The 24,280-nt window shown below is 71.8% G+C and carries 24 protein-coding genes and 1 pseudogene; 17 read left to right on the forward strand and 8 right to left on the reverse strand.

Translation table 11 applies throughout. The features are described 5' to 3' along the window. Positions 1 to 5: 5 nt before the first annotated feature. A complete protein-coding gene (locus tag CA983_RS02430; RefSeq protein WP_086599196.1) occupies positions 6 to 578 on the reverse strand; it encodes a helix-turn-helix domain-containing protein in 573 nt (190 codons plus the stop codon). Between the two features lie 78 nt (positions 579 to 656). Here CA983_RS02430 and CA983_RS02435 point away from each other — a divergent pair, with 78 nt between their 5' ends. The 5 genes from CA983_RS02435 to CA983_RS02455 all read left to right on the forward strand — a co-directional run bounded on the left by CA983_RS02435 (position 657) and on the right by CA983_RS02455 (position 5,396). Further along, positions 657 to 1,586 (forward strand): NAD(P)/FAD-dependent oxidoreductase, encoded by a 930-nt coding sequence (locus CA983_RS02435; RefSeq protein WP_086599220.1) that lies wholly within the window; start codon positions 657 to 659, stop codon positions 1,584 to 1,586. Positions 1,587 to 1,679: 93 nt separating this feature from the next. Next, positions 1,680 to 3,218 (forward strand): ATP-dependent DNA ligase, encoded by a 1,539-nt coding sequence (locus CA983_RS02440; RefSeq protein ID WP_086599197.1) that lies wholly within the window; start codon positions 1,680 to 1,682, stop codon positions 3,216 to 3,218. Then, positions 3,215 to 3,673, forward strand: coding sequence for an NUDIX hydrolase (locus tag CA983_RS02445; RefSeq protein WP_086599198.1), 459 nt, complete (start codon positions 3,215 to 3,217; stop codon positions 3,671 to 3,673). Before CA983_RS02440 ends, CA983_RS02445 begins: the two co-directional genes overlap by 4 nt. Before the next feature lie 75 nt (positions 3,674 to 3,748). After that, positions 3,749 to 5,134 (forward strand): NADP-dependent succinic semialdehyde dehydrogenase, encoded by a 1,386-nt coding sequence (locus CA983_RS02450; protein WP_086599199.1) that lies wholly within the window; start codon positions 3,749 to 3,751, stop codon positions 5,132 to 5,134. 25 nt (positions 5,135 to 5,159) lie between these two features. Continuing rightward, positions 5,160 to 5,396 (forward strand): DUF6213 family protein, encoded by a 237-nt coding sequence (locus tag CA983_RS02455; protein WP_029181253.1) that lies wholly within the window; start codon positions 5,160 to 5,162, stop codon positions 5,394 to 5,396. 75 nt (positions 5,397 to 5,471) lie between these two features. On the opposite strand, the gene CA983_RS02460 is transcribed toward CA983_RS02455, so the two are convergent. Further along, positions 5,472 to 6,137 carry a thiaminase II/PqqC family protein gene (locus CA983_RS02460; protein ID WP_086599200.1) on the reverse strand — a complete coding sequence of 222 codons (666 nt, stop codon included), beginning with the start codon at positions 6,135 to 6,137 and terminating at the stop codon, positions 5,472 to 5,474. Between the two features lie 184 nt (positions 6,138 to 6,321). On the opposite strand from CA983_RS02460, the pseudogene CA983_RS47535 reads away from it, so the two are divergent. Continuing rightward, positions 6,322 to 6,520: pseudogene (locus tag CA983_RS47535) on the forward strand (cupin domain-containing protein); the annotation flags it as partial. A 91-nt stretch (positions 6,521 to 6,611) separates the two neighbouring features. Here CA983_RS47535 and CA983_RS02470 read toward each other — a convergent pair. After that, positions 6,612 to 7,838 carry an acyl-CoA dehydrogenase family protein gene (locus CA983_RS02470; RefSeq protein ID WP_086599201.1) on the reverse strand — a complete coding sequence of 409 codons (1,227 nt, stop codon included), beginning with the start codon at positions 7,836 to 7,838 and terminating at the stop codon, positions 6,612 to 6,614. Positions 7,839 to 8,010: 172 nt separating this feature from the next. Between CA983_RS02470 and CA983_RS02475 the strand changes: the two genes are divergently transcribed. Then, positions 8,011 to 8,655: a TetR/AcrR family transcriptional regulator gene (locus CA983_RS02475; protein WP_086599202.1), complete on the forward strand. Its 645-nt coding sequence runs from the start codon at positions 8,011 to 8,013 to the stop codon at positions 8,653 to 8,655. A gap of 86 nt (positions 8,656 to 8,741) precedes the next feature. On the opposite strand, the gene def is transcribed toward CA983_RS02475, so the two are convergent. Then, the gene (gene def, locus CA983_RS02480) at positions 8,742 to 9,287 is read right to left on the reverse strand and encodes a peptide deformylase (protein WP_086599203.1); all 546 of its coding nucleotides are present in this window, start codon (positions 9,285 to 9,287) and stop codon (positions 8,742 to 8,744) included. Positions 9,288 to 9,446: 159 nt separating this feature from the next. Between def and CA983_RS02485 the strand changes: the two genes are divergently transcribed. The 7 genes from CA983_RS02485 to CA983_RS02515 all read left to right on the forward strand — a co-directional run bounded on the left by CA983_RS02485 (position 9,447) and on the right by CA983_RS02515 (position 17,276). Beyond that, complete coding sequence (locus CA983_RS02485) at positions 9,447 to 10,685, forward strand: MurT ligase domain-containing protein (RefSeq protein ID WP_030835363.1); 1,239 nt, start codon at positions 9,447 to 9,449, stop codon at positions 10,683 to 10,685. A gap of 23 nt (positions 10,686 to 10,708) precedes the next feature. Continuing rightward, entirely contained in the window at positions 10,709 to 11,437 is a 729-nt protein-coding gene (locus CA983_RS02490) for a type 1 glutamine amidotransferase (protein WP_059417691.1), read from the forward strand. A gap of 195 nt (positions 11,438 to 11,632) precedes the next feature. Next, positions 11,633 to 12,658: a 6-phosphofructokinase gene (locus tag CA983_RS02495; RefSeq protein ID WP_086599204.1), complete on the forward strand. Its 1,026-nt coding sequence runs from the start codon at positions 11,633 to 11,635 to the stop codon at positions 12,656 to 12,658. Positions 12,659 to 12,798: 140 nt separating this feature from the next. Further along, entirely contained in the window at positions 12,799 to 13,749 is a 951-nt protein-coding gene (locus CA983_RS02500) for a cytochrome c oxidase assembly protein (RefSeq protein WP_086599205.1), read from the forward strand. Positions 13,750 to 13,870: 121 nt separating this feature from the next. Next, positions 13,871 to 15,238, forward strand: a complete 1,368-nt coding sequence (locus CA983_RS02505) for a DUF6777 domain-containing protein (protein ID WP_086599206.1) — start codon at positions 13,871 to 13,873, stop codon at positions 15,236 to 15,238. 33 nt (positions 15,239 to 15,271) lie between these two features. Then, positions 15,272 to 17,083, forward strand: coding sequence for a serine/threonine-protein kinase (locus tag CA983_RS02510; RefSeq protein ID WP_086599207.1), 1,812 nt, complete (start codon positions 15,272 to 15,274; stop codon positions 17,081 to 17,083). Positions 17,084 to 17,096: 13 nt separating this feature from the next. Beyond that, complete coding sequence (locus CA983_RS02515; protein ID WP_086599208.1) at positions 17,097 to 17,276, forward strand: hypothetical protein; 180 nt, start codon at positions 17,097 to 17,099, stop codon at positions 17,274 to 17,276. A 3-nt stretch (positions 17,277 to 17,279) separates the two neighbouring features. Here CA983_RS02515 and CA983_RS02520 read toward each other — a convergent pair whose 3' ends face one another. From CA983_RS02520 to CA983_RS02535, 4 genes are read right to left on the reverse strand one after another with little or no spacing between them, the layout of a single operon-like run. Beyond that, on the reverse strand, positions 17,280 to 18,485 hold the full coding sequence (locus CA983_RS02520; protein WP_086599209.1) for a sensor histidine kinase: 1,206 nt from the start codon (positions 18,483 to 18,485) through the stop codon (positions 17,280 to 17,282). Beyond that, complete coding sequence (locus tag CA983_RS02525; protein ID WP_086599210.1) at positions 18,482 to 20,191, reverse strand: sodium/solute symporter; 1,710 nt, start codon at positions 20,189 to 20,191, stop codon at positions 18,482 to 18,484. The genes CA983_RS02520 and CA983_RS02525 overlap by 4 nt, the downstream gene beginning before the upstream one ends. Further along, entirely contained in the window at positions 20,188 to 20,547 is a 360-nt protein-coding gene (locus tag CA983_RS02530) for a hypothetical protein (RefSeq protein WP_086599211.1), read from the reverse strand. Before CA983_RS02530 ends, CA983_RS02525 begins: the two co-directional genes overlap by 4 nt. 2 nt (positions 20,548 to 20,549) lie before the next feature. Then, positions 20,550 to 21,299, reverse strand: a complete 750-nt coding sequence (locus CA983_RS02535; protein WP_086599212.1) for a LytR/AlgR family response regulator transcription factor — start codon at positions 21,297 to 21,299, stop codon at positions 20,550 to 20,552. A gap of 119 nt (positions 21,300 to 21,418) precedes the next feature. Here CA983_RS02535 and CA983_RS02540 point away from each other — a divergent pair, with 119 nt between their 5' ends. The 3 genes from CA983_RS02540 to rocD all read left to right on the forward strand — a co-directional run bounded on the left by CA983_RS02540 (position 21,419) and on the right by rocD (position 24,114). Continuing rightward, on the forward strand, positions 21,419 to 21,934 hold the full coding sequence (locus tag CA983_RS02540; RefSeq protein ID WP_086599213.1) for an Lrp/AsnC family transcriptional regulator: 516 nt from the start codon (positions 21,419 to 21,421) through the stop codon (positions 21,932 to 21,934). A 126-nt stretch (positions 21,935 to 22,060) separates the two neighbouring features. Next, entirely contained in the window at positions 22,061 to 22,882 is an 822-nt protein-coding gene (gene ddaH, locus CA983_RS02545) for a dimethylargininase (protein ID WP_086599214.1), read from the forward strand. Then, positions 22,879 to 24,114, forward strand: a complete 1,236-nt coding sequence (gene rocD, locus CA983_RS02550) for an ornithine--oxo-acid transaminase (protein WP_086599215.1) — start codon at positions 22,879 to 22,881, stop codon at positions 24,112 to 24,114. The genes ddaH and rocD overlap by 4 nt, the downstream gene beginning before the upstream one ends. The last annotated feature ends 166 nt before the right edge of the window (positions 24,115 to 24,280 follow it).

The following is a 24,280-nucleotide window of genomic DNA, read 5'->3' on the forward strand; positions in this document are numbered from 1 at the left end:
GTACGTCACGATCGCTTGGGCCGCGCCCGCACGTGCATCCGCTCCCCCTGCGGCCCGAACAGGCTGAGGAACTCCACGGGCCCCTCCCCCGTGGACCCGAACCAGTGCGGCACCCGGGTGTCGAACTCCGCGGCCTCCCCCGCCGCGAGCACCACGTCGTGCTCGCCCAGCACCAGGCGCAGCTTCCCGGACAGCACGTACAACCACTCGTAGCCCTCGTGGGTGCGCGGGTCCGGCTCCTGTCTGCGCTGGGGTTCCAGCACCTTGTAGGCCTGGAGGCCGCCGGGCTGGCGGGTGAGCGGCCAGTGGGTGCGGCCGAACATCTCGATCGGCTTCGACCGCACCCGCGGGTCACCGGCCGACGGGGTTCCGACCAGCTCGTCCAGGGCCACCTGGTGCGCCCGGGCGATCGGCAGCAGCAGCTCCAGGCTGGGTTTGCGCAGGCCGGACTCCAGTCGCGACAGGGTGCTGACGGAGATGCCGGTGGTCTCGGAGAGCGCCGCCAGGGTCACCTCCCGCTCCTTGCGCATCTGCCGCAGCCGGGGGCCGACGCCCGCGAGTACCTCGTCCGTAGTCATGGTCGTATTGCAGATTCGGCAAACGCGTTTGTCAATACCGTGGCACCGGGGCGACTCTCGGCGGTGGAGGTGGTCACCATGACCGAGAAGTACGCAGTGGTCGTCATCGGCGGGGGTGCGGCGGGGCTGTCCGCGGCGCTGGTGCTGGGCCGCGCCCGGCACCACACGCTGGTCGTCGACGCGGGTGAGCCGCGCAACGCGCCCGCCGCGCACATGCAGGGCTATCTGTCGCGGGACGGGATGCCGCCCGCCGAGTTCCTCGCTGTCGGCCGGGAGGAGATCGCGCGCTACGGGGTGGAGCTCGTGCGGGACCGGGTGGTGGAGGTGGAGAAGGGCGAGGACTTCGCCGTGGTGCTGGCCGGCGGGCGGACCGTGCGGGCCCGGCGGCTGGTGATCGCGACCGGGCTGAAGGACGAGCTGCCGGCGGTTCCCGGTGTCGCCGAGCGGTTCGGCCGGGACGTACTGCACTGCCCGTTCTGCCACGGCTGGGAGGTGCGCGACCAGCCGTTCGGGGTGCTGGCGTCGAGCCCGGCGAGCGTGCACCAGGCGCTGATCGTGTCCCAGTGGTCGAAGGACGTGCGGTTCTTCCTGCACACGGTCGCCGAGGAGGAGCTGTCCGACCAGGACCTGCGCCGGCTCGCCGCGGCCGGGGTGGACGTGGTGCCCGGCGAGGTCGCGGGGCTGGTGGTCGAGGACGACCGGCTCACCGGCGTCCGGCTCGCCGACGGTACGGCGCACGCCCGCTCCGTGCTGTTCGTCGGTCCGCGCCCCGTCCCGCAGACCGGCCTGCTGGAGCGGCTGGGCGCCGAGCTGCACGAGACGCCCTTCGGCGCCTACCCTGTCGTCGACCCGACCGGGCTGACGACCGTCCCGGGCGTGTGGGCCGCGGGCAACGCGATCGGCTTCGCCGAGCAGGTCGTGCACGCGGCGAGCGGCGGGTACCGAGCGGCGTCCGCGATCGTCGGGGACCTGCTGATGACCGACCTCGACGCGGCCACCCAGGAGTAGAGATGCCGCCTGGACGATCGTCGGCGGCCTGACGGCGGACCGCGACCCCGCCGTCCGGGTGTAGAGGCGGCCCCTCCGGTGCACCATGGCTGCATGCTGTTGCACCGGCTGGCCCGAGTGTCCCAGGAGGTCGCCGCCACCTCGGCGCGGTCCCGGAAGACGGCTCTGCTCGCGGAGCTCTTCCGGGACGCGGAGGCGGAGGACGTGCCGATCGTCATCCCGTATCTGGCGGGCCGGCTGCCGCAGGGCCGGATCGGCGTCGGCTGGAAGGTCCTGAGCCGCCCGGTCGCCCCCGCCGCCGAGCCGGGCCTGACCGTGCGGGAGGTGGACGCCCGGCTGTCGGAGCTGGCCGAGGTGTCCGGCCCCGGCTCCCAGGCGGAACGGGCCCGGCTGGTCGGGGAGTTGATGGGCGCGGCCACCGAGGAAGAGCAGCGGTTCCTGATCGGGCTGCTCACCGGCGAGGTGCGGCAGGGCGCGCTGGACGCGGTCGCCGTCGAGGGACTGGCCCAGGCGACCGGGGCGGCCCCGGCGGACGTACGGCGGGCCGTGATGCTCGCCGGCTCCCTCCAGACGGTGGCCGAAGCGCTGCTCGCGGAGGGCCCCGCCGCCCTGGACCGCTTCCGCCTCACCGTCGGTCGCCCGGTCTGGCCCATGCTGGCGCACAGCGCCTCCTCGGTCGCCGAGGCGGTGGACAAGCTCGGCGCCTGCGCGGTCGAGGAGAAGCTGGACGGCATCCGCGTCCAGGTGCACCGGGACGGCGACACAGTACGGCTCTACACCCGCACCCTCGACGACATCACCGACCGCCTGCCCGAAGTGACGGCCGCCGCGCTGGAGTTGCGGGGCGAGCGGTTCATCCTGGACGGCGAGGTGATCTCGTTCGACGAGGGCGGCCGCCCCCGTTCGTTCCAGGAGACCGCCGGCCGCGTCGGCTCGCGCACGGACGTGGCGACGGCCGCACGCGCGGTGCCGGTCTCCCCCGTCTTCTTCGACGCGCTCTCCGTCGACGGCCACGACCTGCTCGACCTGCCGTTCGCCGAGCGGCACGCCGAGCTGGCCCGGCTGGTCCCCGAGCCGATGCGGGTGCGCCGCACCACGGTGTCCGGCCCGGACGACCTGGGCACGGCGGAGGAGTTCCTCGCCGAGACGCTGAAGCGCGGCCACGAGGGCGTCGTCGCCAAGGCGCTGGACGCCCCCTACAGCGCGGGCCGGCGCGGCGCGTCCTGGCTCAAGGTCAAGCCCGTCCACACCCTCGACCTGGTCGTCCTGGCCGCCGAGTGGGGCCACGGCCGCCGCACCGGCAAGCTCTCCAACCTCCACCTGGGCGCCCTCACCGCCGACGGCGGCCTCGCCATGCTGGGCAAGACCTTCAAGGGCATGACCGACGCGATGCTGACCTGGCAGACCGAACGGCTCCAGCAGCTCGCCGTCGACGACAACGGCCACGTCGTGACCGTACGCCCGGAACTCGTCGTCGAGATCGCCTACGACGGCCTCCAGCGCTCCACCCGCTACCCGGCCGGCGTCACCCTGCGCTTCGCCCGCGTGGTCCGCTACCGGGAGGACAAGCGCCCCGAGGACGCCGACACGGTGGAGGCGCTGCTGGCCGCGCATCCGGAGGTGAGCCCGTGAAGCGCAGTGCCGGCCTGCTGCTCTTCCACCACACCGACAACGGCCTCGAAGTACTGCTCGGCCACATGGGCGGCCCGTTCTTCGCCCGGCGCGACGCCGGGGCGTGGACCATCCCCAAGGGCGAGTACGAACCCGACGAGTCCGCCTGGGCGGCAGCCCGCCGCGAGTTCGAGGAGGAACTGGGGCTACCCCCGCCCGACAGGGAGGCCGTCACCCTCGGCGAGGTCCGGCAGACAGGCGGCAAGATCGTCACGGCCTGGGCGATCGAGGCGGACCTCGACCCGGCGACGATCGCGCCCGGCACGTTCCGGATGGAGTGGCCGCCGAGGTCGGGCCGGCTCCAGGAGTTCCCCGAGCTGGACCGGGTGGCGTGGTTCGGGCTCGACCGGGCCCGTGCGGTGATCGTCAAGGCGCAGGCGGCGTTTCTCGACCGCCTGGCGGAGCACTCGCCCTGAGGAGACGCTCCCGCGTTGCGGTCCGCTCCGCCGCGCGGGAAGGTCGGACTAAGCCCGCTCCGAGGGAGGTCAGCCATGCCCATCGCAACGGTGAACCCGGCGAACGGCGAGACGCTCAAGACGTACGAGGCCATGGGCGAGGAGGAGATCGGGCGCCGGCTCCAGCTGGCGGAGGCCACGTTCCGCACGTACCGGACGACGACGTTCGACGAGCGCGCCCGGCTGCTGAGGAAGGCCGCCGACCTCCTCGAAGAGGACCAGCAGGACATCGCCCGCGTGCTGACGACCGAGATGGGCAAGCCGATCCAGCAGGCCCGCGCCGAGGCGGTGAAGTGCGCCAAGGCGATGCGCTGGTACGCCGACCACGCCGAGGAACTGCTCGCCGACGAGGAGCCCTCCGACACCGACGTGAAGGACTCCGGCGCCTCGCGCGTGCGGGTGCGCTACCGGCCGCTGGGACCGGTGCTGGCGGTCATGCCGTGGAACTTCCCGCTCTGGCAGGTGATCCGCTTCGCCGCGCCCGCGCTGATGGCGGGGAACGTGGGCCTGCTCAAGCACGCCTCGAACGTCCCGCAGACCGCCCTGTACCTGGAGGACCTGTTCCATCGGGCGGGCTTCACGGAGGGCTGCTTCCAGACCCTGCTGATCGGCTCCGCCGCGGTCGACGACATCCTGCGCGACGAGCGGGTGAAGGCGGCCACCCTCACCGGCAGCGAGCCGGCGGGCCGCGCGGTCGCCTCCACCGCCGGGGAGATGGTCAAGAAGACGGTGCTGGAGCTGGGCGGCAGCGACCCCTTCGTCGTCATGCCCTCCGCCGACATCGACCGGGCCGCCAAGGTCGCGGTGACCGCGCGGGTGCAGAACACCGGGCAGTCCTGCATCGCCGCCAAGCGGTTCATCGTGCACACGGACGTCTACGACGCCTTCGCCGAGCGTTTCGCCGAGGGCATGAAGGCGCTGAAGGTCGGCGACCCGATGGCCGAGGACACGGAGGTCGGGCCGCTCTCCAGCGAGCAGGGACTGCGCGATCTGGAGGAGCTGGTCGACGACGCGGTGCGCGGCGGTGCGGAGGTGCTGTGCGGTGGCGAACGCCCGGACGGGCCGGGCTGGTACTACACGCCGACCGTCCTCGCCGGCATCACCCGGGAGATGCGCATCCACCGGGAGGAGGCGTTCGGGCCGGTCGCCACGCTGTACCGGGCGGCCGACCTGGACGAGGCCGTGCTGATCGCGAACGACTCGCCGTTCGGACTGAGTTCCAACGTGTGGACACGGGACGAGGCCGAGGTGGACCGGTTCGTCCGGGACCTGGAGGCGGGCGGTGTGTACGTCAACGGGATGACGGCCTCCCATCCGGCGTTCCCGTTCGGCGGAGTGAAGCGGTCCGGGTACGGGCGTGAGCTGTCCGGGCATGGAATCCGGGAGTTCTGCAACATCACGACCGTTTGGCACGGTGCGTGAGTGTTGCGGGGCTACGATCCCGTCTGTGAACCGCGAAGTGACTCTGCCCCTGATCGTCGACGACCGCGGGACCCTGCAGGTGACTGCGGCCGATGTCAGCAAGCTGTTGCGGACGGTGGGGGGGCGATGGGTGCGGCTTGTCGAGGCCGGGGAGTCGGGGCTCGACGAGGATACGGTCGCCGAGTTGGCCATTGAGCTGGCGAAGCTGGCTGATCGTATTGATGTGGCTTGTATCGCGCACAGCAGTGGGGGTGCGACGTAGTTGCGGCGTGTGCGGGTGCGTTGTGGCTGGTCGCGCCCACGCGGCGGAGTCGCAAGTCGTCACAGCCCCGCGCCTCTATGTCAGCTGCCCCAGCGTCGACCAGAAGCTCGCCTCGTACACCTGGAGTAGGCGGCCGTGTTCATGTGCTCGTTTCTCGTCGAGACGGCCGGCTTCCAGCGCCGCCTGCACCGCCGCTGTCGCCATCTCGTCCAGCTGGGCGGACGGCTCCGCGAAGAAGTCGAAGAAGGCGCACGCCTGCTCCGTGAAGCCGTAATGGGCACGCAGTGCCTCGGCGATGGTCGCGCAGTAGCCGCCCCACGCGGAGAAGTTGGCGGTCAGGGCCAGGACGACGTCCGCCGGTGAGGCGTTGAGGGCCAGCCAGGCGACGTACGCGGGGTAGGCCTGGCAGCCCGGAAGGGGCTCGTACGAAGCCGCCTCCGCCTCGTCCACACCGCACGCCCTCACAAAAGCGTCCAGCCGCTCACCCGCCAGCGCCTCGCCCTCCGCGAGGGTCGTGAAGTAGGCCACCGCCTCCGGGTCGGTCACCGCGGAGCGTTCCGCCAGATGCAGGAACGCGCGGCGGTCCGCGGGGATCACCCAGGACTGTTCCAGGGCGAGCGCGGCAAGGGTGGAGCGGGAGGCCTCGCCACGGGCGATCCGGGGGACCAAGGGGTTGGACTGGGGGTCCGGGGCGAGTTCGGCCGTGGTCGTCGTCAGCAGGTCCCGGGCCGGGTGCGTCATCGCGTCCTCCGTCGTGGGGGTGTGGGGACGAGCCTGGCACGGCGCCCCCGATACGGAGTAGTCCCGCGCGAGATCGGCGCCCCACCGCGTTCCGGAGCACGTGATCACGATGCAGGAGACGCTGGAGCTGGCGCGTGAGCGCCACGCCGACCACCCCAACTGCCGCTGGCCCTCCGGCTCAAACGTGCTCGAAGGCGAGCTGGACGTCCTCGTCTTCGAGCGGCGCGTCCGCCCCCCGACAACTGGCAGAAGTGGGAGTCCGGTTCAGGTAGCCGGGTGGTGCGAGCGGCACCGGCAACGGGGGTCCGCCGGATCACGCGGCGATCGAGGAGCTGCGGACGAGGTACGACATCGAGCAGCTGACCCCTCTCCGACACCGGTGAGCCCGGGCCCGGCCATCACGGCCGGGCCGGGGCTCCGCCCCGGGTCAGGTCGGCTTCCACTCCCCGTCTCTTCAGCGGAGCCAAGCCCCGGTTACCGGATCGTCATGCCCGACAGCGTCCGCGCGATCACCAGGCGCTGGATCTCACTGGTGCCCTCGAAGATCGTGTAGATCGCCGCGTCCCGGTGCATCCGCTCCACCGGGTACTCCCGCGTGTAGCCGTTGCCGCCCAGGATCTGGATCGCCTGGGCCGTGACCTTCTTGGCCGTCTCGCTCGCGAAGAGCTTGGACATCGAACCCTCGGCCGCCGTGAACGGCTTGCCGTTGACGGCCATCCAGGAGGCGCGCCAGACCAGGAGCCGGGCCGCGTCGATGGACGTGCGCATGTCCGCGAGCTGGAACGCCACGCCCTGGTTGTCGATGACCGGCCGTCCGAACTGCTCCCGGGTCTTGGCGTAGTCGAGGGCGACCTCGTACGCGGCCCGGGCGGTGCCGACCGCCATGGCACCGACCGCCGGGCGGGACGCCTCGAACGTGGCCATCGCCGCGTTCTTCACGCGCTCCCCGCCCTGCTTGGCCTTCTCCCGCGCCCGGGCGAGCCGCTCGTCCAGCTTCTCCTTGCCGCCGAGCAGGCAGGAGCCGGGGACGCGCACGTTGTCCAGGATGACCTCGGCGGTGTGCGAGGCGCGAATGCCGTGCTTCTTGAACTTCTGGCCCTGGGACAGGCCCTCGGTGCCCGGCGGGATGATGAAGGAGGCGTGCCCCTTGGAGCCGAGCTCCGCGTCGACCACCGCGACCACGACATGGACGTTGGCGATACCGCCGTTGGTCGCCCAGGTCTTGGTGCCGTTGATCACCCACTCGTCCTTGGCCTCGTCGTACACGGCCCGGGTGCGCATGGAGGCGACGTCGGAGCCGGCGTCGGGCTCGGAGGAGCAGAAGGCGGCGACCTTGACATCATTGGCGTCGCCGTACATCTGGGGGATCCAGGTGCCGATCTGCTCCTCGGTGCCGTTGGCGAGGACGCCGACGGCGGCCAGACCGGTGCCGACGATGGAGAGGGCTATCCCCGCGTCGCCCCAGAACAGCTCCTCCATGGCCATGGGTATGCCGAGGCCGGTGGGGTCGAAGTACTGCTGGGCGTAGAAGTCCAGGGAGTAGATGCCGACCTTGGCGGCCTCCTGGATGACCGGCCAGGGAGTCTCCTCACGCTCGTCCCATTCGGCGGCCGCGGGGCGGATCACATCGGCCGCGAAGCCGTGCAACCAGTCCCGGACCTCCTTCTGTTCGTCGTTGAGCTCCATGGTGAACTCGGCCATGTCGGTCCCTCCAGCGGCACACGTGCATGTTACTTGCGGTAACACCAGTCTGTTACCGGTGGGTAGTCCGCGTCAACTCCTACCGACCGGTCGGCACCCGTTCGATGTCTGGGGCATCTTTGAGTGTTAGTTTGCGCAGGCGTCATCGAAACAGCACGGGTGGGGAGAGCACATGGACACCACGCAGCGGACCGACCAGCAACGGTCCGCCGACCGCCGACGGCGTGAGCTGCTGGAAGCCGCCGACCGAGTGGTGCTGCGCGACGGTCCGCAGGCCTCGATGAACGCGATCGCCGCGGAAGCGGGTATCACCAAGCCGATTCTGTACCGGCACTTCGGCGACAAGGGCGGACTTTACGCGGCCCTTGCCAAACGGCACACGGACGCCCTGCTGGACTCGCTGCGGGCGGCGCTGGACGCGCCGGCGGAGAGACGGGAGCGGGTCGAGGCGACGCTGGACACGTACCTCGCGGCGATCGAGGCGCGACCCCAGGTGTACCGGTTCCTGATGCATCCGGCGGAGGGGGGCCAGCCGGGCGATCAGGGGTTCGATGTCGGCAAGCACAGTGCGCCGTTGCTGCGGCGGATGGGGGAGGAACTCGCCCAGGTCATCGAGGAGCGGCTGGATCTCGGGCCGGGCGGGCAGCAGCTGGCGCGGGTGTGGGGGCACGGGATCGTCGGCATGATGCATGCCGCCGGGGACTGGTGGCTGGGGGAACGGCCATGTTCCCGTGCGGAGTTGGTGCGGAGTCTGGCTGATCTGTTGTGGGGGCGTCTTGCGGCTGCGGGGGATCGGGTGGGCGGTCCGGGGTTCTGACGGTCGTGTTCCGTCTTACCGCCGGTGGGGGTTGTTCGCGCCCACGCGGCGGAGCCGCATATCGAACACAGCCCCGCACCCCTGAACTACACGTCCCTGCGCCAAGAAGACCTGGCCACCTGGCGCATCAGCTTGCGGTGGCGCCAGCCCTTCAGATGGTCCGCGTAGATGCGGCCCTCCACATGGTCGTACTCGTGCTGGAGGCAGCGGGCGAAGAAGCCCGTGCCGTGGACGGTGACCGGCTCTCCGGTCACCGTGAAGCCCTCGACGACCGCGTGGTCGTAACGTTCCGTGGCCGCTTCCAGGCCCGGTAGCGACAGACAGCCCTCCGGGCCCCGGATCACCACTCCGTCCGTCTCGACCAGACGCGGGTTGACCACGTGGCCCAGGTGGCGGACGTCCTCGTCGTCGGGGCAGTCGTAGACGAAGACCCGCAGCGGCTCGCCGACCTGGTTGGCGGCGAGGCCGACGCCCTGGGCGGCGTACATGGTTGCGAACAAGTCCTCCACGAGCCGGGCCAGTTCGAGGCCGAAGTCCGTGACCTCCGCGCAGGGTGTGTGCAGGAGCGGGTCGCCGTGCAGGGTGAGGGGTCTCACGTGGCCGTGGGCGCCGGGGATGGGGCTGTTTCGCATGGCGGCAAGAGTAAGGTCCCTGTCATTCCGCGCCTCCCGCACGAGTTCGCCACAGTGCCGCGGTGTGGGAGTGCGAATGGATCTCGATAGGCTGAGGTCCACACCACGTGGCCGTCAGGCTTCAAGGCGCGGCGCGTACGCAAGGAGGATCGAGAACTGATGGCAGGCAACTCGGACCCGCTCTCGCCGCGGGCCAAGCTGGCCGTGACCGCGGGCAAGGCGGTCGCGGCGGCATCCCGCGCCGCGGGGCGCGGCAGCGGTTCGGTGATCGGCGGCCGGGTGGCGCTCAAGCTCGACCCCGACCTCCTCGCCCGGCTCGCGCAGAACCTGGACGTGATCCTGGTCTCGGCGACGAACGGCAAGACCACGACCACCCGGCTCATCGCCGAGGCCCTGCGCGCGGCGGGACCCGTCGTCTCCAACGCGCTCGGCGCCAACATGCCGGCCGGCATCACCTCGGCGCTCGCGGGCAGCTCGGACGCCCGGTACGGCGTCATCGAGGTCGACGAGAAGTACCTCGCCGGCGTCGCCCGGGACACCGCCCCGAAGTGCATCGCCCTGCTCAACCTCTCGCGCGACCAGCTCGACCGTGCCGCCGAGACCCGCATGCTCGCCGAGAACTGGCGGGAGGGACTCGCCGGTTCCAAGGCCGTGGTCGTGGCCAACTGCGACGACCCGCTGGTGGTGTGGGCGGCGTCGTCCTCCCCCAATGTGATCTGGGTCGCGGCGGGGCAGATGTGGAAGGACGACGCCTGGTCGTGCCCGTCGTGCGGTGGCGTGATGCAGCGCCCCGGCGACGACTGGTTCTGCGGCGAGTGCGGCTTCCGCCGTCCGACGCCGAGCTGGGCGCTCTCCGGCGACCACGTACTGGACCCGCACGGCTCGGCCTGGCCGATCCACCTCCAGCTGCCCGGCCGCGCCAACAAGGCCAACGCCGCCTCTTCGGCCGCCGTCGCCGCCGTGTTCGGCGTGCCGCCGCAGGTCGCGCTGGAGCGCATGTACCAGGTGCAGGCGGTGGCTGGGCGGTACGACGTCGTCCAGTTCCAGGGCCGTGACCTCAGACTCCTCCTCGCGAAGAACCCGGCCGGCTGGCTGGAGACGTTCTCCCTGATCGACCCGCCGCCCACCCCGGTCATCCTCTCCGTGAACGCCCGCGGCGCCGACGGCACCGACACCTCCTGGCTGTGGGACGTCGACTACACGCGCCTGACCGGCCACCCGATCTGCGTCGTCGGCGACCGGCGCCTGGACCTGGCGGTGCGCCTGGAAGTCGCCGACCAGCACTTCCAGGTTTACGAGAACCTCGACCAGGCCGTGGCGGCGTGCCCGCCGGGCCGGATCGAGGTCATCGCCAACTACACGGCGTTCCAGGACCTGCGCCGCCGGGTCGGCAACTGAGCACGAGACGTCAGGGGACTTTTGTGAGCGACAACCAACTGCGCATCGTCTGGATCTATCCCGACCTGCTCAGCACCTACGGCGACCAGGGCAACGTCCTCGTCGTCCAACGCCGGGCCCAGCAGCGCGGCCTGGACGTGGCCCGGCTGGACGTGCGCAGCGACCAGCCGATCCCGACCTCCGGCGACATCTACCTGATCGGCGGAGGCGAGGACCGGCCGCAGCGGCTCGCCGCCGAGCGGCTGCGCCGGGACGGCGGACTGACCCGGGCCGTGGAGAACGGCGCCATCGTGTTCTCCGTGTGCGCCGGCTACCAGATCCTCGGCCACGAGTTCATCAACGACCTCGGCCAGCGCGAGCCCGGCCTCGGCCTGCTGGACGTGGTGTCGGTGCGCGGCGAGGGCGCGCGGTGCGTCGGTGACGTGCTGGGTGACATCGACCCGCGCCTCGGCCTGCCCCCGCTGACCGGCTTCGAGAACCACCAGGGCGTCACCCACCTCGGCCCCACCGCCCGCCCGCTCGCCCGGGTGCGCTTCGGCAACGGCAACGGCACGGGCGACGGCACGGAGGGCGCGTTCAACGACACCGTCTTCGGCACGTACATGCACGGCCCGGTACTCGCGCGCAACCCGCTGATCGCGGACCTGCTGCTGAAGCTGGCCCTCGACGTCAACGCGCTGCCGCCGACCGACGACCGCTGGTACGAGGCACTGCGCAACGAGCGCATCGCTGCTGCCCAGCAGCCTGCCTAGACCGGCAGCGTGCGTTCAGCACGCGTCAACCTGCTGGTCGACAGCCCGTCTGACGGAACATCCGCACAGGTGAGCGGGGTCGTCCAGCAGGCGGACGCGTGCTTCGGTCCGGCCCCTCGATGCCGCTAGGGTGGCGGGGATTCGAGCCGGACAACGTGGTCCGGTCCCGGCCCACGTCGATAAGGTTTTCGGGCTATGCGCATTGGTGTCCTCACGTCCGGCGGCGACTGCCCCGGCCTGAACGCCGTCATCCGGTCCGTCGTGCACCGCGCCGTCGTCGACCACGGCGACGAGGTCATCGGCTTCCGGGACGGCTGGAAGGGCCTTCTGGAGTGCGACTACCTCAAGCTCGACCTCGACGCGGTGGGTGGCATCCTCGCCCGCGGCGGCACGATTCTGGGGTCCTCCCGGGTCCAGCCCTCCCATCTGCGGGACGGTGTGGAGCGGGCCAAGGGCCATGTCGAGGAGCTCGGCCTCGACGCGATCATCCCCATCGGCGGCGAGGGCACGCTCAAGGCCGCGCGGCTGATGTCGGACAGCGGTCTGCCCGTCGTGGGTGTGCCGAAGACCATCGACAACGACATCGCGGTCACGGACGTCACGTTCGGCTTCGACACGGCCGTCGGGGTGGCGACCGAGGCCCTGGACCGGCTGAAGACCACCGCCGAGTCCCACCAGCGGGTCCTGGTGGTCGAGGTCATGGGCCGGCACACCGGCTGGATCGCGCTGCACTCCGGCATGGCGGCCGGCGCGCACGCCATCGTCGTACCCGAGCGCCCCTTCGACATAGAGGAGCTGACCAGGCGGGTCGGCGAGCGGTTCGAGGCGGGCAAGCGCTTCGCGATCGTGGTGGCGGCGGAGGGGGCCAAGCCGCGGGCCGGGACCATGGAGTTCGACGAGGGCGGCAAGGACATCTACGGGCACGAGCGGTTCGCCGGGATCGCCCGTCAGCTGTCGGTCGAGCTGGAGGGACGGCTCGGCAAGGAGGCCAGGCCGGTGATCCTCGGGCACGTTCAGCGCGGTGGGACGCCCACCGCCTATGACCGGGTCCTGGCCACGCGGTTCGGGTGGCACGCGGTGGAGGCCGTGCACCGGGGCGAGTTCGGGCAGATGACCGCGTTGCGGGGCACCGACATCGTGATGGTGTCGTTGGCCGAGGCCGTGGAGACGCTCAAGACCGTGCCGGACAACCGGTACGCCGAGGCGGAGTGCGTTCTCTGAGGCCCCGCGCCCCTTGCGTTCTCCAGGCGCCGCGCCCCTGAGCACGTCTTACCGCCCCCGGTCACCTGTGTGGCCGGGGGCGGTTCTACTCTTGGGGCGGACAGATTGCTGCACACCCCCACGAATCAGGAGCCGGCGGTATGGATCACAGCGGGCACGGCATGACCATGGATCTGCCGCCGTTCACGCTGGGACGAGGGCTGGAGTGGTCGACGGACCCGTTCTTCCTCATCGCCTGCCTGGCCGGGCTGGCACTGTACGGGTGGGGTGTCGTCCGGCTGGTGCGGCGCGGGGACAAGTGGCCGGTGGGGCGGACGGTCGCCTTCGTCATCGGCGTGCTGAGCATCGCGCTCATGATGTGCACCCAGCTGAACGACTACGGCATGGTCATGTTCAGCGTGCACATGGTGCAGCACATGGTGATCAGCATGGTCTCGCCGATCCTGATCCTGCTCGGGGCGCCGATCACGCTGGCGCTGCGCGCGCTGCCGACGGCGGGGCGGGGCCGCAAGGGACTCCGTGAGCTGCTGCTGATGTTCCTGCACAGCCACTACATGCGGATCGTGACCCACCCGGCGTTCACGATCCCGCTTTTCATCGCGAGCCTGTACGGGCTGTACTTCACACCGCTGTTCGACTTCCTGATGGGCTCCAAGCCGGGGCACATCGCGATGATGGTGCACTTCCTCGCCGTCGGCCTGGTGTTCTTCTGGCCGATCATGGGCGTGGACCCGGGCCCGCACCGGCCGGGCTATCTGATGCGGATGCTGGAGCTGTTCGCGGGCATGCCGTTCCACGCGTTCTTCGGGATCGCGCTGATGATGGCGTCCGAGCCGATGGTCCAGACGTTCAAGAACCCGCCCGCCTCGCTCGGCATCGAGGCGCTGTCCGACCAGAACGCGGCGGGCGGCATCGCCTGGGCGTTCAGCGAGATCCCGTCCGTGCTGGTGCTGGTCGCGCTGCTGTTCCAGTGGTACGCCTCGGACCAGCGGCAGGCCAGGCGCGAGGACCGGGCCGCCGACCGCGACGGGGACAAGGAACTCGAGGCGTACAACGCCTATTTGAGCTCGCTGCACGCACGCGGGAACTGACTTTTCCCACGCCCCAGGGCATCCGTTCGTTCTCGCTCTGCTCTTTCTCCACAACGCGGCTGAATAGCTTTTTCCTTCAGTAGCATGAAACGCGTCGGGGGAACCGCAGGGGGGAGCGGTGATGCGGAGGATCGCTGTCCTGGTCGCTTTTCTGTTCGCTCTCGGGGGGTGCGACTCGGGCAGGTCCTTGTTCGAGGTGAAGGCGGTCGCCGCGGGAGTTCCGTCCCTGGCGCCTTTCTTCGCCGAGGACAGCGGGCTCGGCCGGGACGCCCGGGTGCGGTCGCGGGCCGTGCCGGGCGGCCTCCAGCAGGGGGACACGCCGGGGCTGTACGGAGGGACGAAGCAGCAGGGGATCTGTGATGTCGAGCGGCTGAAGCGGTTCCTCACCGCGCCGCGCAACGATCGCAAGGCGCGGGAGTGGGCGGCCGCCCTCGATCTGCGTACGGACGAGATTCCGGGATATCTCGACCGGCTCACACCGGTTCTCCTGCGTCACGACACCCTCGCGTTGAACCACGACTACAAAAAGGGAAAGGCTGTTCCCTTCCGCGCCTTGCTCCAGGCGGGAATCGCGATTCTCGTCGATGAGCAGGGACTTCCGTCGGTCAAATGTTCGTGCGGAAATCCGCTGCGGCCCTTCGAGGGCGACACGAGCCGGATATCCGTCAGGTTCGGGGACGGCAACGAGAAGTGGCAGGGATACGACCGTGCCGAGGTGGTGGTCGTACGGCCCGCTCCCCGGAAGCTGGAGCACATCACCCTCGTCGACGTCCAGGACTCCGGCCGGGGTATCGAGCGGCCCGTCGGCACGACGGGTGAGGCCGACGCCGACTTCGACGCGACGCAGCGGCGGGCCGTGCCGCGTCTCGCCGGGACGACGTTCGGGGAGGCGAGCCGGCGGCTGGCCGAGGCCGGGCTGGCGGTCGCGTTCCGGGGTGAGGAGCCGCCTCCGGGCCGTGCGCGGGTCATCGCGTCCGACCCGGGAGCGGGGACCGAGCTGCGGTTCGGGGCGTATGTGACGCTCAGCGTGGCGGCGGAGTCGGGGACGGAGGAGCGTACGGCGACACCCACGCCCGCGGCGTCCTCCACTCCCCCTGTCGGCTCCAGGCCTCCGACTGTCGGCTCCAGGCCTCCGACGAGTAGCGGGACCCCTCCGACGAGTAGCGGGCCCGCACCTTCCCGGCAGCCCCCGTCGAAGGCGCCGCCCGGCTCCGTGCCGCCCGCTTCGAGCAGCGCGCCCAGGAGCAGTGCACCGCCGACGGCGACCAGCTCACCGCCGCGGGTCACCAGCTCGCCTCCCCGGGCCACGAGTTCACCGCCCACCGGTGAACCGGTCACGAGCAGCGCGCCGCCTCCAGTGAGCAGCGCGGCGCCACCCGTGAGCAGCACGCCCGCGTCCAGCGCCCCCGCGACGACCATGCCTGCGACGACCGCGCCCGCGTCCACCGCTCCGGCGACCACTCCGCCGACCCCGAGCGCCACCGTCTAGCACCGCACCCCCGCCGAACCCGGGAGTCACCGGATGTCCTCAGGATCACCGACGTCGGGAGTGGGCCGGATCGTCGCCGGCCGCTATCTGCTGCTGCGCCGGCTCGGCAGCGGCGGCATGGGGCATGTCTGGCTCGCCCACGACCAGAGACTCGCCTGCGAGGTCGCGCTGAAGGAGATCGTGTTCCGCGACCCGGCCGAGGCCGGCAACGAGCGGGAGGCGCGGGTCGCGCGGGCCCGTGCGGAGGCCCGGCACGCGGCCGGGCTGCGCGGACACCCGCACGTGGTGACGGTCCACGACGTGCTGGAGCACGAGGGGTTGCCGTGGATCGTCATGGAGTACGTGACCGGCGCCGTGGACCTGCGGGAGCTGGTGACCCGGCGCGGACCGCTCGCCCCGGCCGAGTGTGCCCGCGTCGGTCTCGCCGTACTGGACGCGCTGACCGCGGGGCACGAGCGGGGCGTGATGCACCGGGACGTGAAGCCGGCGAACATCCTGCTCGCGCCGGACCGCGCGGGCTCGCCGTACGGGCGGGTGCTGCTCACGGACTACGGCATCTCCGTACAGCCGGACGCCGGTGAGACGCGGTACACGATGGCGTCCGTGCTGGTCGGCACGGCGGGGTATCTGGCGCCGGAGCGGGCGTCCGGCAGCGCGCCGACGCCGGCCGCCGACCTGTTCTCACTGGGCTGCACGCTGTACTTCGGTGTCGAGGGCCGCGGCCCCTTCGAGCGGGAGTCACACCTGGCGGCACTCACCGCCGCGGTCATGGAGGAGCCGCTGCCACCGGTGCGGGCGGGGGCGCTGGAGCCCGTGCTGCGCGGGCTGCTGGCCAAGGATCCGGAGCTGCGGATGACCGCGCAGGAGGCGGAGGCCGGGCTGTCGGCGCTCGTCACGCCCCAGTCGGACGCGTACGAGCGGACCCGGACCGACCCCGGCTCGCCGTCACCGTGGGAGACCCCGCCCGTGCCGCCGACCGGGCCGGACGGTCCGTGGCCCGTGATCGCCGCGCACAGTGCCCGGCGACGGCGGCGCTCCCCCGCCCTCCGGGCCGCCGTCGCCTGCGGGCTCGGGCTGGTCCTCGCACTCGGCGGCGTCTGGTACGCGCTGGCCGACCGGGCCGGTGGCGGGACGGCGGCGCCGTACGGAGAGGCCCTCGGGCTGGGGAAGCCGCTCGCGGACGGCGACTGTGTGCTCGCCGACTGGCCGGGCGGGGCCCGGTTCGCCGGCACGCCCCGGCTCTCCCTGGACCCGACCTGCCGGGACAAGGCGCCCGACGGGCAGGTCGTGGCGTTCGTCGAGGCGGCCTCGGCGGACGAGGCACGGAAGCTCGGACCGGCCCGGTGCGAGGAGCGGACCCGGGAGCTGCGGGACCGGCTCGCCGACGTCCGCAGCCACGCCGTCGTACCGAGCGGCACCGGGTTCGAGGCGGCGGGCCGGCGCATCGCGTGCCTGGTCCTCGGTGCGCACGGGCCGCTGTACGGGCCGCTCGGGGAGCGACGTAGGTTCGGTACGGCGTTCGCCGACACCGCGACCATGCAGAAGCGTGACTGCCTGGACGTCCGTTCGAACCGGGAGGCGCGGCTGGTGCCGTGTGGCGGGCGGTACGACCAGCAGGTGCTCGGTTTCACCCGACTGGGCGGCGACGTGACGCTCGCCGAGGCCCGGACCTCGTCGGACGCCGCGTGCGCCCGGGACGTGGCGCCGCGCGACTACGGCTTCGATCCGTCCGTCTACGAAGCCGGTTCGTGGACCAGTGACGGACCCTGGAAATCCGGTACTCATGTCGTCGTCTGCACCGTCAGGAGGCAGAACGGGGGCACCATGGGGGGAACAGAACCATGAGGAGGGTGTTGCGATGCCCGGTTCCACGAACGGTTCGAACGCGACGAAGACCATGGGAGGGCTCACCGTCGGCGGCCTCGTCCTGGTGACGGCCTACACGGTGGCGCTCGGCAGCAACGGCTGGCTGTGGTTCGGCTGGGTCGTCCTGGGCCTGATCACCTTCGGGATGGTGGTCACCACGAAGAGCACCTGAGGCTCACTCCGGGATCAGCCGTCCGGCCGAATGCACGCCCGGCTGGTACTTCGGGAGCCGGACGGTGATCTTCATGCCCGCGCCCGTGGCGGTCTCGATGACGAGGCCGTGGTCGTCGCCGTAGACCTGGCGGAGCCGGTCGTCGACGTTGGAGAGCCCGATGCCGCCCGAGGGGCTGACCTCGCGGGCGAGGATGCGGCGGAGCAGTCCGGGGTCCATTCCGGCGCCGTCGTCCTCGATGACGACCAGGGCCTCGGCGCCGGCGTCCTGGGCGGTGATCTGGATGTGGCACTTGTCGGCCTTGCCCTCCAGGCCGTGCTTGACGGCGTTCTCGACGAGCGGCTGCAGGCACAGGAAGGGCAGGGCGACGGGCAGCACCTCCGGGGCGATCTGGAGGGTGACGGAGAGGCGGTCGCCGAAGCGTGCCCGCACGAGCGCCAGGTAGTGGTCGATGGCGTGGAGTTCGTCGGCGAGGGTGGTGAAGTCGCCGTGCCGGCGGAACGAGTAGCGGGTGAAGTCGGCGAATTCCAGGAGCAGTTCGCGGGCGCGCTCGGGGTCGGTGCGGACGAACGAGGCGATCACCGCGAGCGAGTTGAAGATGAAGTGCGGGGATATCTGGGCCCGCAGCGCCTTGATCTCGGCCTCGATGAGGCGGGTGCGGGACTGGTCCAGGTCCGCCAGCTCCAGCTGGACGGACACCCAGCGGGCCACCTCGCCGGCCGCCCGGACGAGGACCGCGGACTCGCGGCGCGCGCAGGCGACGAGGGCGCCGTGCACGCGGTCGTCGACGGTGAGCGGGGCGACGACCGCCCAGCGCACCGGGCAGTCGAGGAGGTCGCAGGTCAGCTGGAACGCCTCGCCGCGGCCGGTCTCCAGAGGGCCGGCGAGGCGTTCCATGATCTCGGTGCGGTGGTGGGCGCCGTCGCCGTCCCAGACCAGGACCTGTTTGCGGTCGGTCAGGCACAGGGCGTCCGTGCCGAGCAGGGAGCGCAGTTTGCGGGCGGACTTGCGGGCGGTCTCCTCCGTCAGCCCGGCCCGCAGCGGGGGTGCGGCGAGGGAGGCGGTGTGCAGGGTCTCGAAGGTGGCGTGTTCGACGGGGGTGCCCAGGCCGCCGAGGCTCTGGGGGCGTGCCGTGCGCCGGCCGAGCCAGATTCCCACGGCCAGCACCGGGAGCACGGCGACGCACAGGCCGGCCAGGAATCCGCTCATGCCGTCACCTCCGTGCGCAGTTCCTCGGGCAGGTGGAACCGGGCCAGGACCGCCGCCGTGCCCGGCGGCACCCGCCCGGGCGTGGCCAGGGACACCAGGATCATGGTGAGGAAGCTCAGCGGCACAGACCAGAGCGCGGGCCAGGCGAGCAGGGCGTGCAGCGCGCCCTCGCCCGGGTAGCCCGTCATGGTCGCGGCGACGGCGAGCAGGGCCGAGCCGCCGCCGACCAGCATGCCGGCGGCCGCGCCGGGCGGGGTCAGCCGCCGCCACCAGATGCCGAGGACGAGCAGCGGGCAGAACGAGGACGCGGACACGGCGAAGGCGAGCCCCACCGCGTCGGCGACCGGGAGCCCGCCGACCAGGACGCTCGCCGCGAGGGGCATGGCCATCGCGAGGACGGTCCCGAGCCGGAAGTGCCGTACGCCCCGCGCGGGCAGGACGTCCTGGGTGAGTACGCCCGCGACGGCCATGGTGAGCCCCGAGGCCGTGGACAGGAACGCGGCGAAGGCGCCGCCCGCCACCAGCGCGCCCAGCAGATCGCCGCCCACTCCCCCGATGATGCGGTCGGGCAGGAGGAGGACGGCGGCGTCCGTGTCGCCGGTGAGGGTGAGCTCGGGGGCGTAGAGGCGGCCGAGGGCGCCGTAGACGGGCGGCAGGAGGTAGAAGGCGCCGATCAGGCCGAGGACCGCGACGGTGGTGCGGCGGGCGGCGACGCCGTGCGGGCTGGTGTAGAAGCGGACCACGACGTGGGGCAGGCCCATGGTGCCGAGGAACGTGGCGAGGATCAGCCCGTACGTGGCGTACAGCGGGCGTTCCTCGCGGCTCTCGGCCGGTGCGGGCGACAGGTCGCCGCCGCTGCGCTGTGCCTGGGGGACGACCGCTCCCTCGGCGAAGGTGAGCCGGGTGCCGCGTTCGACGCGGTGGGTGCCGGCGGGCAGGTCGAGGCGGGTGCCGGTGTGCTCACGGCCGTCCACGGTGCCGGTCACCGTGACGGTGAGGGGCCGGTCGAGTTTCAGGTCGATGCTGTCGCCGACGCGGACGACGCGCTGCTCGCGGAAGGTGGCCGGTTCGTCGAAGGCGTGGCGGGGGGCTCCGTCGCTCTGCCAGGCGAGGACCAGGAACAGGGCGGGGACGAGCAGGGCGGTGAGTTTCAGCCAGTACTGGAAGGCCTGGACGAAGGTGATGCTGCGCATGCCGCCAGCGGCGACGGTGGCGGTCACGACGACGGCGACGATCACTCCGCCGAGCCAGTCGGGCGCCCCGGTCAGCACCGTCAGGGTCAGTCCCGCGCCCTGGAGCTGGGGCAGCAGATACAGCCAGCCGACGCCGACGACGAAGGCACCGGCCAGCCGCCGTACGGCCTGGGAGGCGAGGCGGGCCTCGGCGAAGTCGGGGAGCGTGTAGGCGCCGGAGCGGCGCAGCGGGGCGGCGACGAAGAGGAGCAGCACCAGGTAACCGGCGGTGTAGCCGACCGGGTACCAGAGCATGTCGGGGCCCTGGACCAGGACCAGGCCGGCTATGCCCAGGAAGGAGGCGGCGGAGAGGTACTCGCCGCTGATGGCGGCGGCGTTGAGGCGGGGGCCGACGGTGCGGGAGGCGACGTAGAAGTCGGAGGTGGTGCGGGAGATGCGCAGGCCGAAGGCGCCCACGAGAACCGTCGCGATGACGACCAGGGCGACGGCGGGGACGGCGTAATGGGAGTTCATCGGTCTTCGACGAGGCGTACGAAGTCGCGCTCGTTGCGCTCGGCGCGGCGGACGTACCAGCGGGCGAGCAGGACCAGCGGGGCGTAGAGGCCGAAGCCGAGGACGGCCCACTCCAGGCGGCGGGCGTCGGGCATCGCCGCGAACAGCAGCGGCAGCGGGCCGATGAGCAGACCGAGGACCGCGAAGACCGTGAGGGCGGCGCGCAGCTGGGTGCGCATCAGGGAGCGGACGTAGGTGTGGCCGAGGGTGGTCTGTTCGTCGATCTCGGTGCGCGGGCGGTAGTAGCCGGAGGCCCGGCCGGCCTGGCGGGGCGGGCCGGTGACGACGACGCGGCGCTCGGTGTGGTCCTGGGGCATCGTCACGGCCTCCTCATGAGCAGGTCGCGCAGTTCGCGCGTGTGGCGGCGGCTGACCTGGAGTTCCTCGGAGCCGACGAGGACGCTGACGGTGCCCGCGTCGAGACGGAGTTCGCCGATGTGCCGCAGGGCGACGAGGTGACGGCGGTGGATGCGGACGAAGCCGCGGGAGCGCCAACGCTCCTCCAGGGTGGACAGCGGGATGCGGACCAGGTGACTGCCCTTGTCGGTGTGCAGGCGGGCGTAGTCGCCCTGGGCCTCGACATGGGTGATGTCGTCGACGGCCACGAAGCGGGTCACGCCGCCGAGCTCGACGGGTATGTGGTCGGGGTCGGGCTCGCTCACGGGTATGCGGGGCGCGGTGCCGCGCAGCTCGGCGGCACGCCGTACGGCCTCGGCGAGCCGTTCCTTGCGGACGGGCTTGAGGACGTAGTCGACGGCCTTGAGGTCGAAGGCCTGGACGGCGAAGTCCTCGTGGGCGGTGACGAACACGACGAGCGGCGGCCGGGCGAACCCGGTGAGCAGCCGGGCCAGGTCGAGCCCGTCGAGGCCGGGCATCTGGATGTCGAGGAAGACGACGTCGATGGCCTCGGGCCCGCCCGGACCGGATTCCAGGGCGCGGTTGATGCGGCGCAGCGCCTCGGTCGCGTCGCCGGCGCCCTCCGCGCTGCCGACGCGGGGGTCCGCGTGCAGCAGGTAGAGCAGTTCCTCCAGCGAGGGGCGTTCGTCGTCGACAGCCAGGGCGCGCAGCATGAACCCGGAGTGTAGGGGCGATCCGTACGTCTGGACATGTGCCGGTGGACGTTGCCCCTGGGTGAGGTGCCCGCGCCGGGCCGGGCGCGGGCCGGGGTGCCGGTGGATACAGTGCCCGCATGAACAGCAGGTCCACGCCGTTCGACGAACTCGACCGGAAGATCATCACCGCGTTGATGGCGAACGCCCGGACGTCCTTCGCCGAGATCGGCACGGCGATCGGGCTGTCGGCCACGGCGGTCAAGCGGCGGGTCGACCGGCTGCGGGAGACCGGCGTGATCACCGGGTTCACGGCCACCGTGAAGCCGTCGGCGCTGGGCTGGCGCACCGAGGCCTACGTCGAGGTGTACTGCGAGGGGGCGGCCCCGCCGCGGCGGCTGGCGGAGGTCGTGCGCGACTACCCGGAGATCACCGCGGCGATGACCGTGACGGGCGGTGCGGACGCGCTGCTGCACGTGCGGGCGCGGGACGTGGAGCACTTCGAGGAGGTGCTGGAGCGGATCCGCCAGGAGCCCTTCATCCGGAAGACGATCAGCGTGATGGTGCTGTCCCACCTGCTTCCGGAGAGCCCGGAGGCGGGTGCCAGCCATCCGGCGCCGGAGGAGCTCCCGGGCGGCGCAGCAGGCGTGCGCTGACCGGCCTCAAGACGCAGCATTCCTGCGCCCACGCGCAACTGATGTTCCTTGTCGGCCGCCTCCGTCAGTTCCTACCTTGGTGTCAACCCCCAGTCACACACCGTGAGGAAGCGGAGGGACCCCTCTGTGCCCGACTCCCGTGTGCCGCGCCGGCGGCGCTACCTCGTCTGCGAGCCCAGACACTTCGCCGTGCAGTACGCGATCAACCCGTGGATGGATCCCGGCGAACCCGTCGACGTCATCCGCGCGCTGGACCAGTGGCAGGCGCTGGTCGACGCCTACCGTGCCCACGGCCATACCGTGGACACTGTGAAGCCTGTTCCCGGTCTGCCCGACATGGTCTTCGCCGCGAACGCGGCGGTCGTCGTCGACGGCCGCGTCTTCGGCTCCCTCTTCCACGCGCCCGAGCGCCGTCCCGAGTCCGTGCCGTACGAGGCGTGGTTCAAGTCGGAGGGCTACGAGGTCTACCACCCCGAGTCGGTGTGCGAGGGCGAGGGCGACCTGGTGCCGACCGGCCGCTGGATCCTGGCCGGGACGGGCTTCCGTACCACCCGTGAGGCCCACAGCGAGGTGCAGGAGTACTTCGGCGTGCCGGTGATCAGCCTGACGCTGGTGGACCCGTACTTCTACCACCTGGACACGGCGCTGTTCGTTCTCGACGACGACAACATCGCCTACTACCCCGAGGCGTTCTCGCCGGGCAGCCGCGAGGTGCTGGCCCGGCTGTACCCGGACGCGGTGCTCGCCACTCGCGAGGACGCGATGGCGTTCGGGCTCAACTCCGTCTCCGACGGGCGGCACGTGTTCATCTCACCGGGGGCGACGGCCCTGGCCGGCCGGCTCGCCGGCCGTGGTTACGTCCCCGTCCCCGTCGACCTGTCCGAGTTCCAGAAGGCCGGTGGCGGCATCAAGTGCTGCACCCAGGAGATCCGGGAGATCCGCTCATGACCGCACCCGTCCGTACCCAGGACTCGCAGGAGACCCGCGGCTCCGAGGAGCTCATCCGCGCGGAGGAGCCGGTCCTCGCGCACAACTACCATCCGCTGCCCGTGGTCGTCGCCCGTGCCGAGGGCACGTGGGTGGAGGACGTGGAGGGGCGGCGCTACCTCGACATGCTGGCCGGCTACTCGGCGCTCAACTTCGGCCACCGGCACCCGGCGCTGATCGAGGCGGCCCACCGCCAGCTCGACCGGCTGACCCTGACCTCCCGCGCCTTCCACAACGACCGGCTCGCCGAGTTCGCCGAGCGGCTGGCGGCGCTGACCGGGATGGACATGGTGCTGCCCATGAACACCGGTGCGGAGGCGGTGGAGAGCGGGGTGAAGGTGGCCCGCAAGTGGGCCTACGACGTCAAGGGCGTCCCGGCCGACCGGGCGACGATCGTGGTCGCGGCGGACAACTTCCACGGCCGTACGACGACGATCGTCAGCTTCTCCACGGACGAGACGGCGCGGCGCGGGTTCGGCCCGTTCACGCCGGGTTTCCGGATCGTGCCGTACAACGACCTGGCCGCGCTGGAGGCGGCGGTCGACGAGACGACGGCGGCCGTGCTGATCGAGCCGATCCAGGGCGAGGCGGGGGTGATCATTCCGGACGACGGCTACCTGGCCGGAGTGCGCGAGCTGACCCGCCGCAAGGGGTGTCTGTTCGTCGCCGACGAGATCCAGTCCGGGCTCGGCCGTACGGGCAGCACGCTGGCGGTCGAGTACGAGTCGGTCGTGCCGGACGTGGTGCTGCTGGGCAAGGCGCTGGGCGGCGGCATCGTGCCGGTGTCCGCGGTGGTCGGGCGCCGGGAGGTGCTCGGGGTGCTGCACCCCGGGGAGCACGGGTCGACCTTCGGCGGCAACCCGCTGGCGTCCGCGGTCGGCACGGCGGTGGTCGAGCTGCTGGAGACGGGCGAGTTCCAGCGCCGCGCGACCGAGCTGGGCGCGGCCCTGCGGGACGGCCTGACCGGCCTGGTCGGCAAGGGCGTCGTCGGCTTCCGCTCGCGGGGCCTGTGGGCGGGCGTCGACATCGACCCCGCTCTCGGCACCGGCCGCGAGATCAGCGAGCGCCTCATGCGGGAGGGAATCCTGGCCAAGGACACCCACGGCTCCACGATCCGCCTGGCCCCACCGCTCACCATCACGCACGAGGAGCTCGAGGGGGCGCTCGGGTCACTGGAGAAGGTGCTGCGGTAAGAGGGGCAGGGGCTGCGGCGGAGGCGGCCCTGGCAGGGGCTGATGGCGAGGGCGGCTCTGGCAGGGGCTGATGGCGAGGGCGGCTTGGCGGAGCGTGCGGGGTCGCCGGTGCGTCGAACTGGGCTTCGAGGCCGGAGGCCGCCTGGCAGGGGGCCGGGGTGCCCGA

The sequence above is a fragment of the Streptomyces swartbergensis genome (assembly GCF_002148965.1).
GTDB classification, from domain to species: domain Bacteria; phylum Actinomycetota; class Actinomycetes; order Streptomycetales; family Streptomycetaceae; genus Streptomyces; species Streptomyces swartbergensis.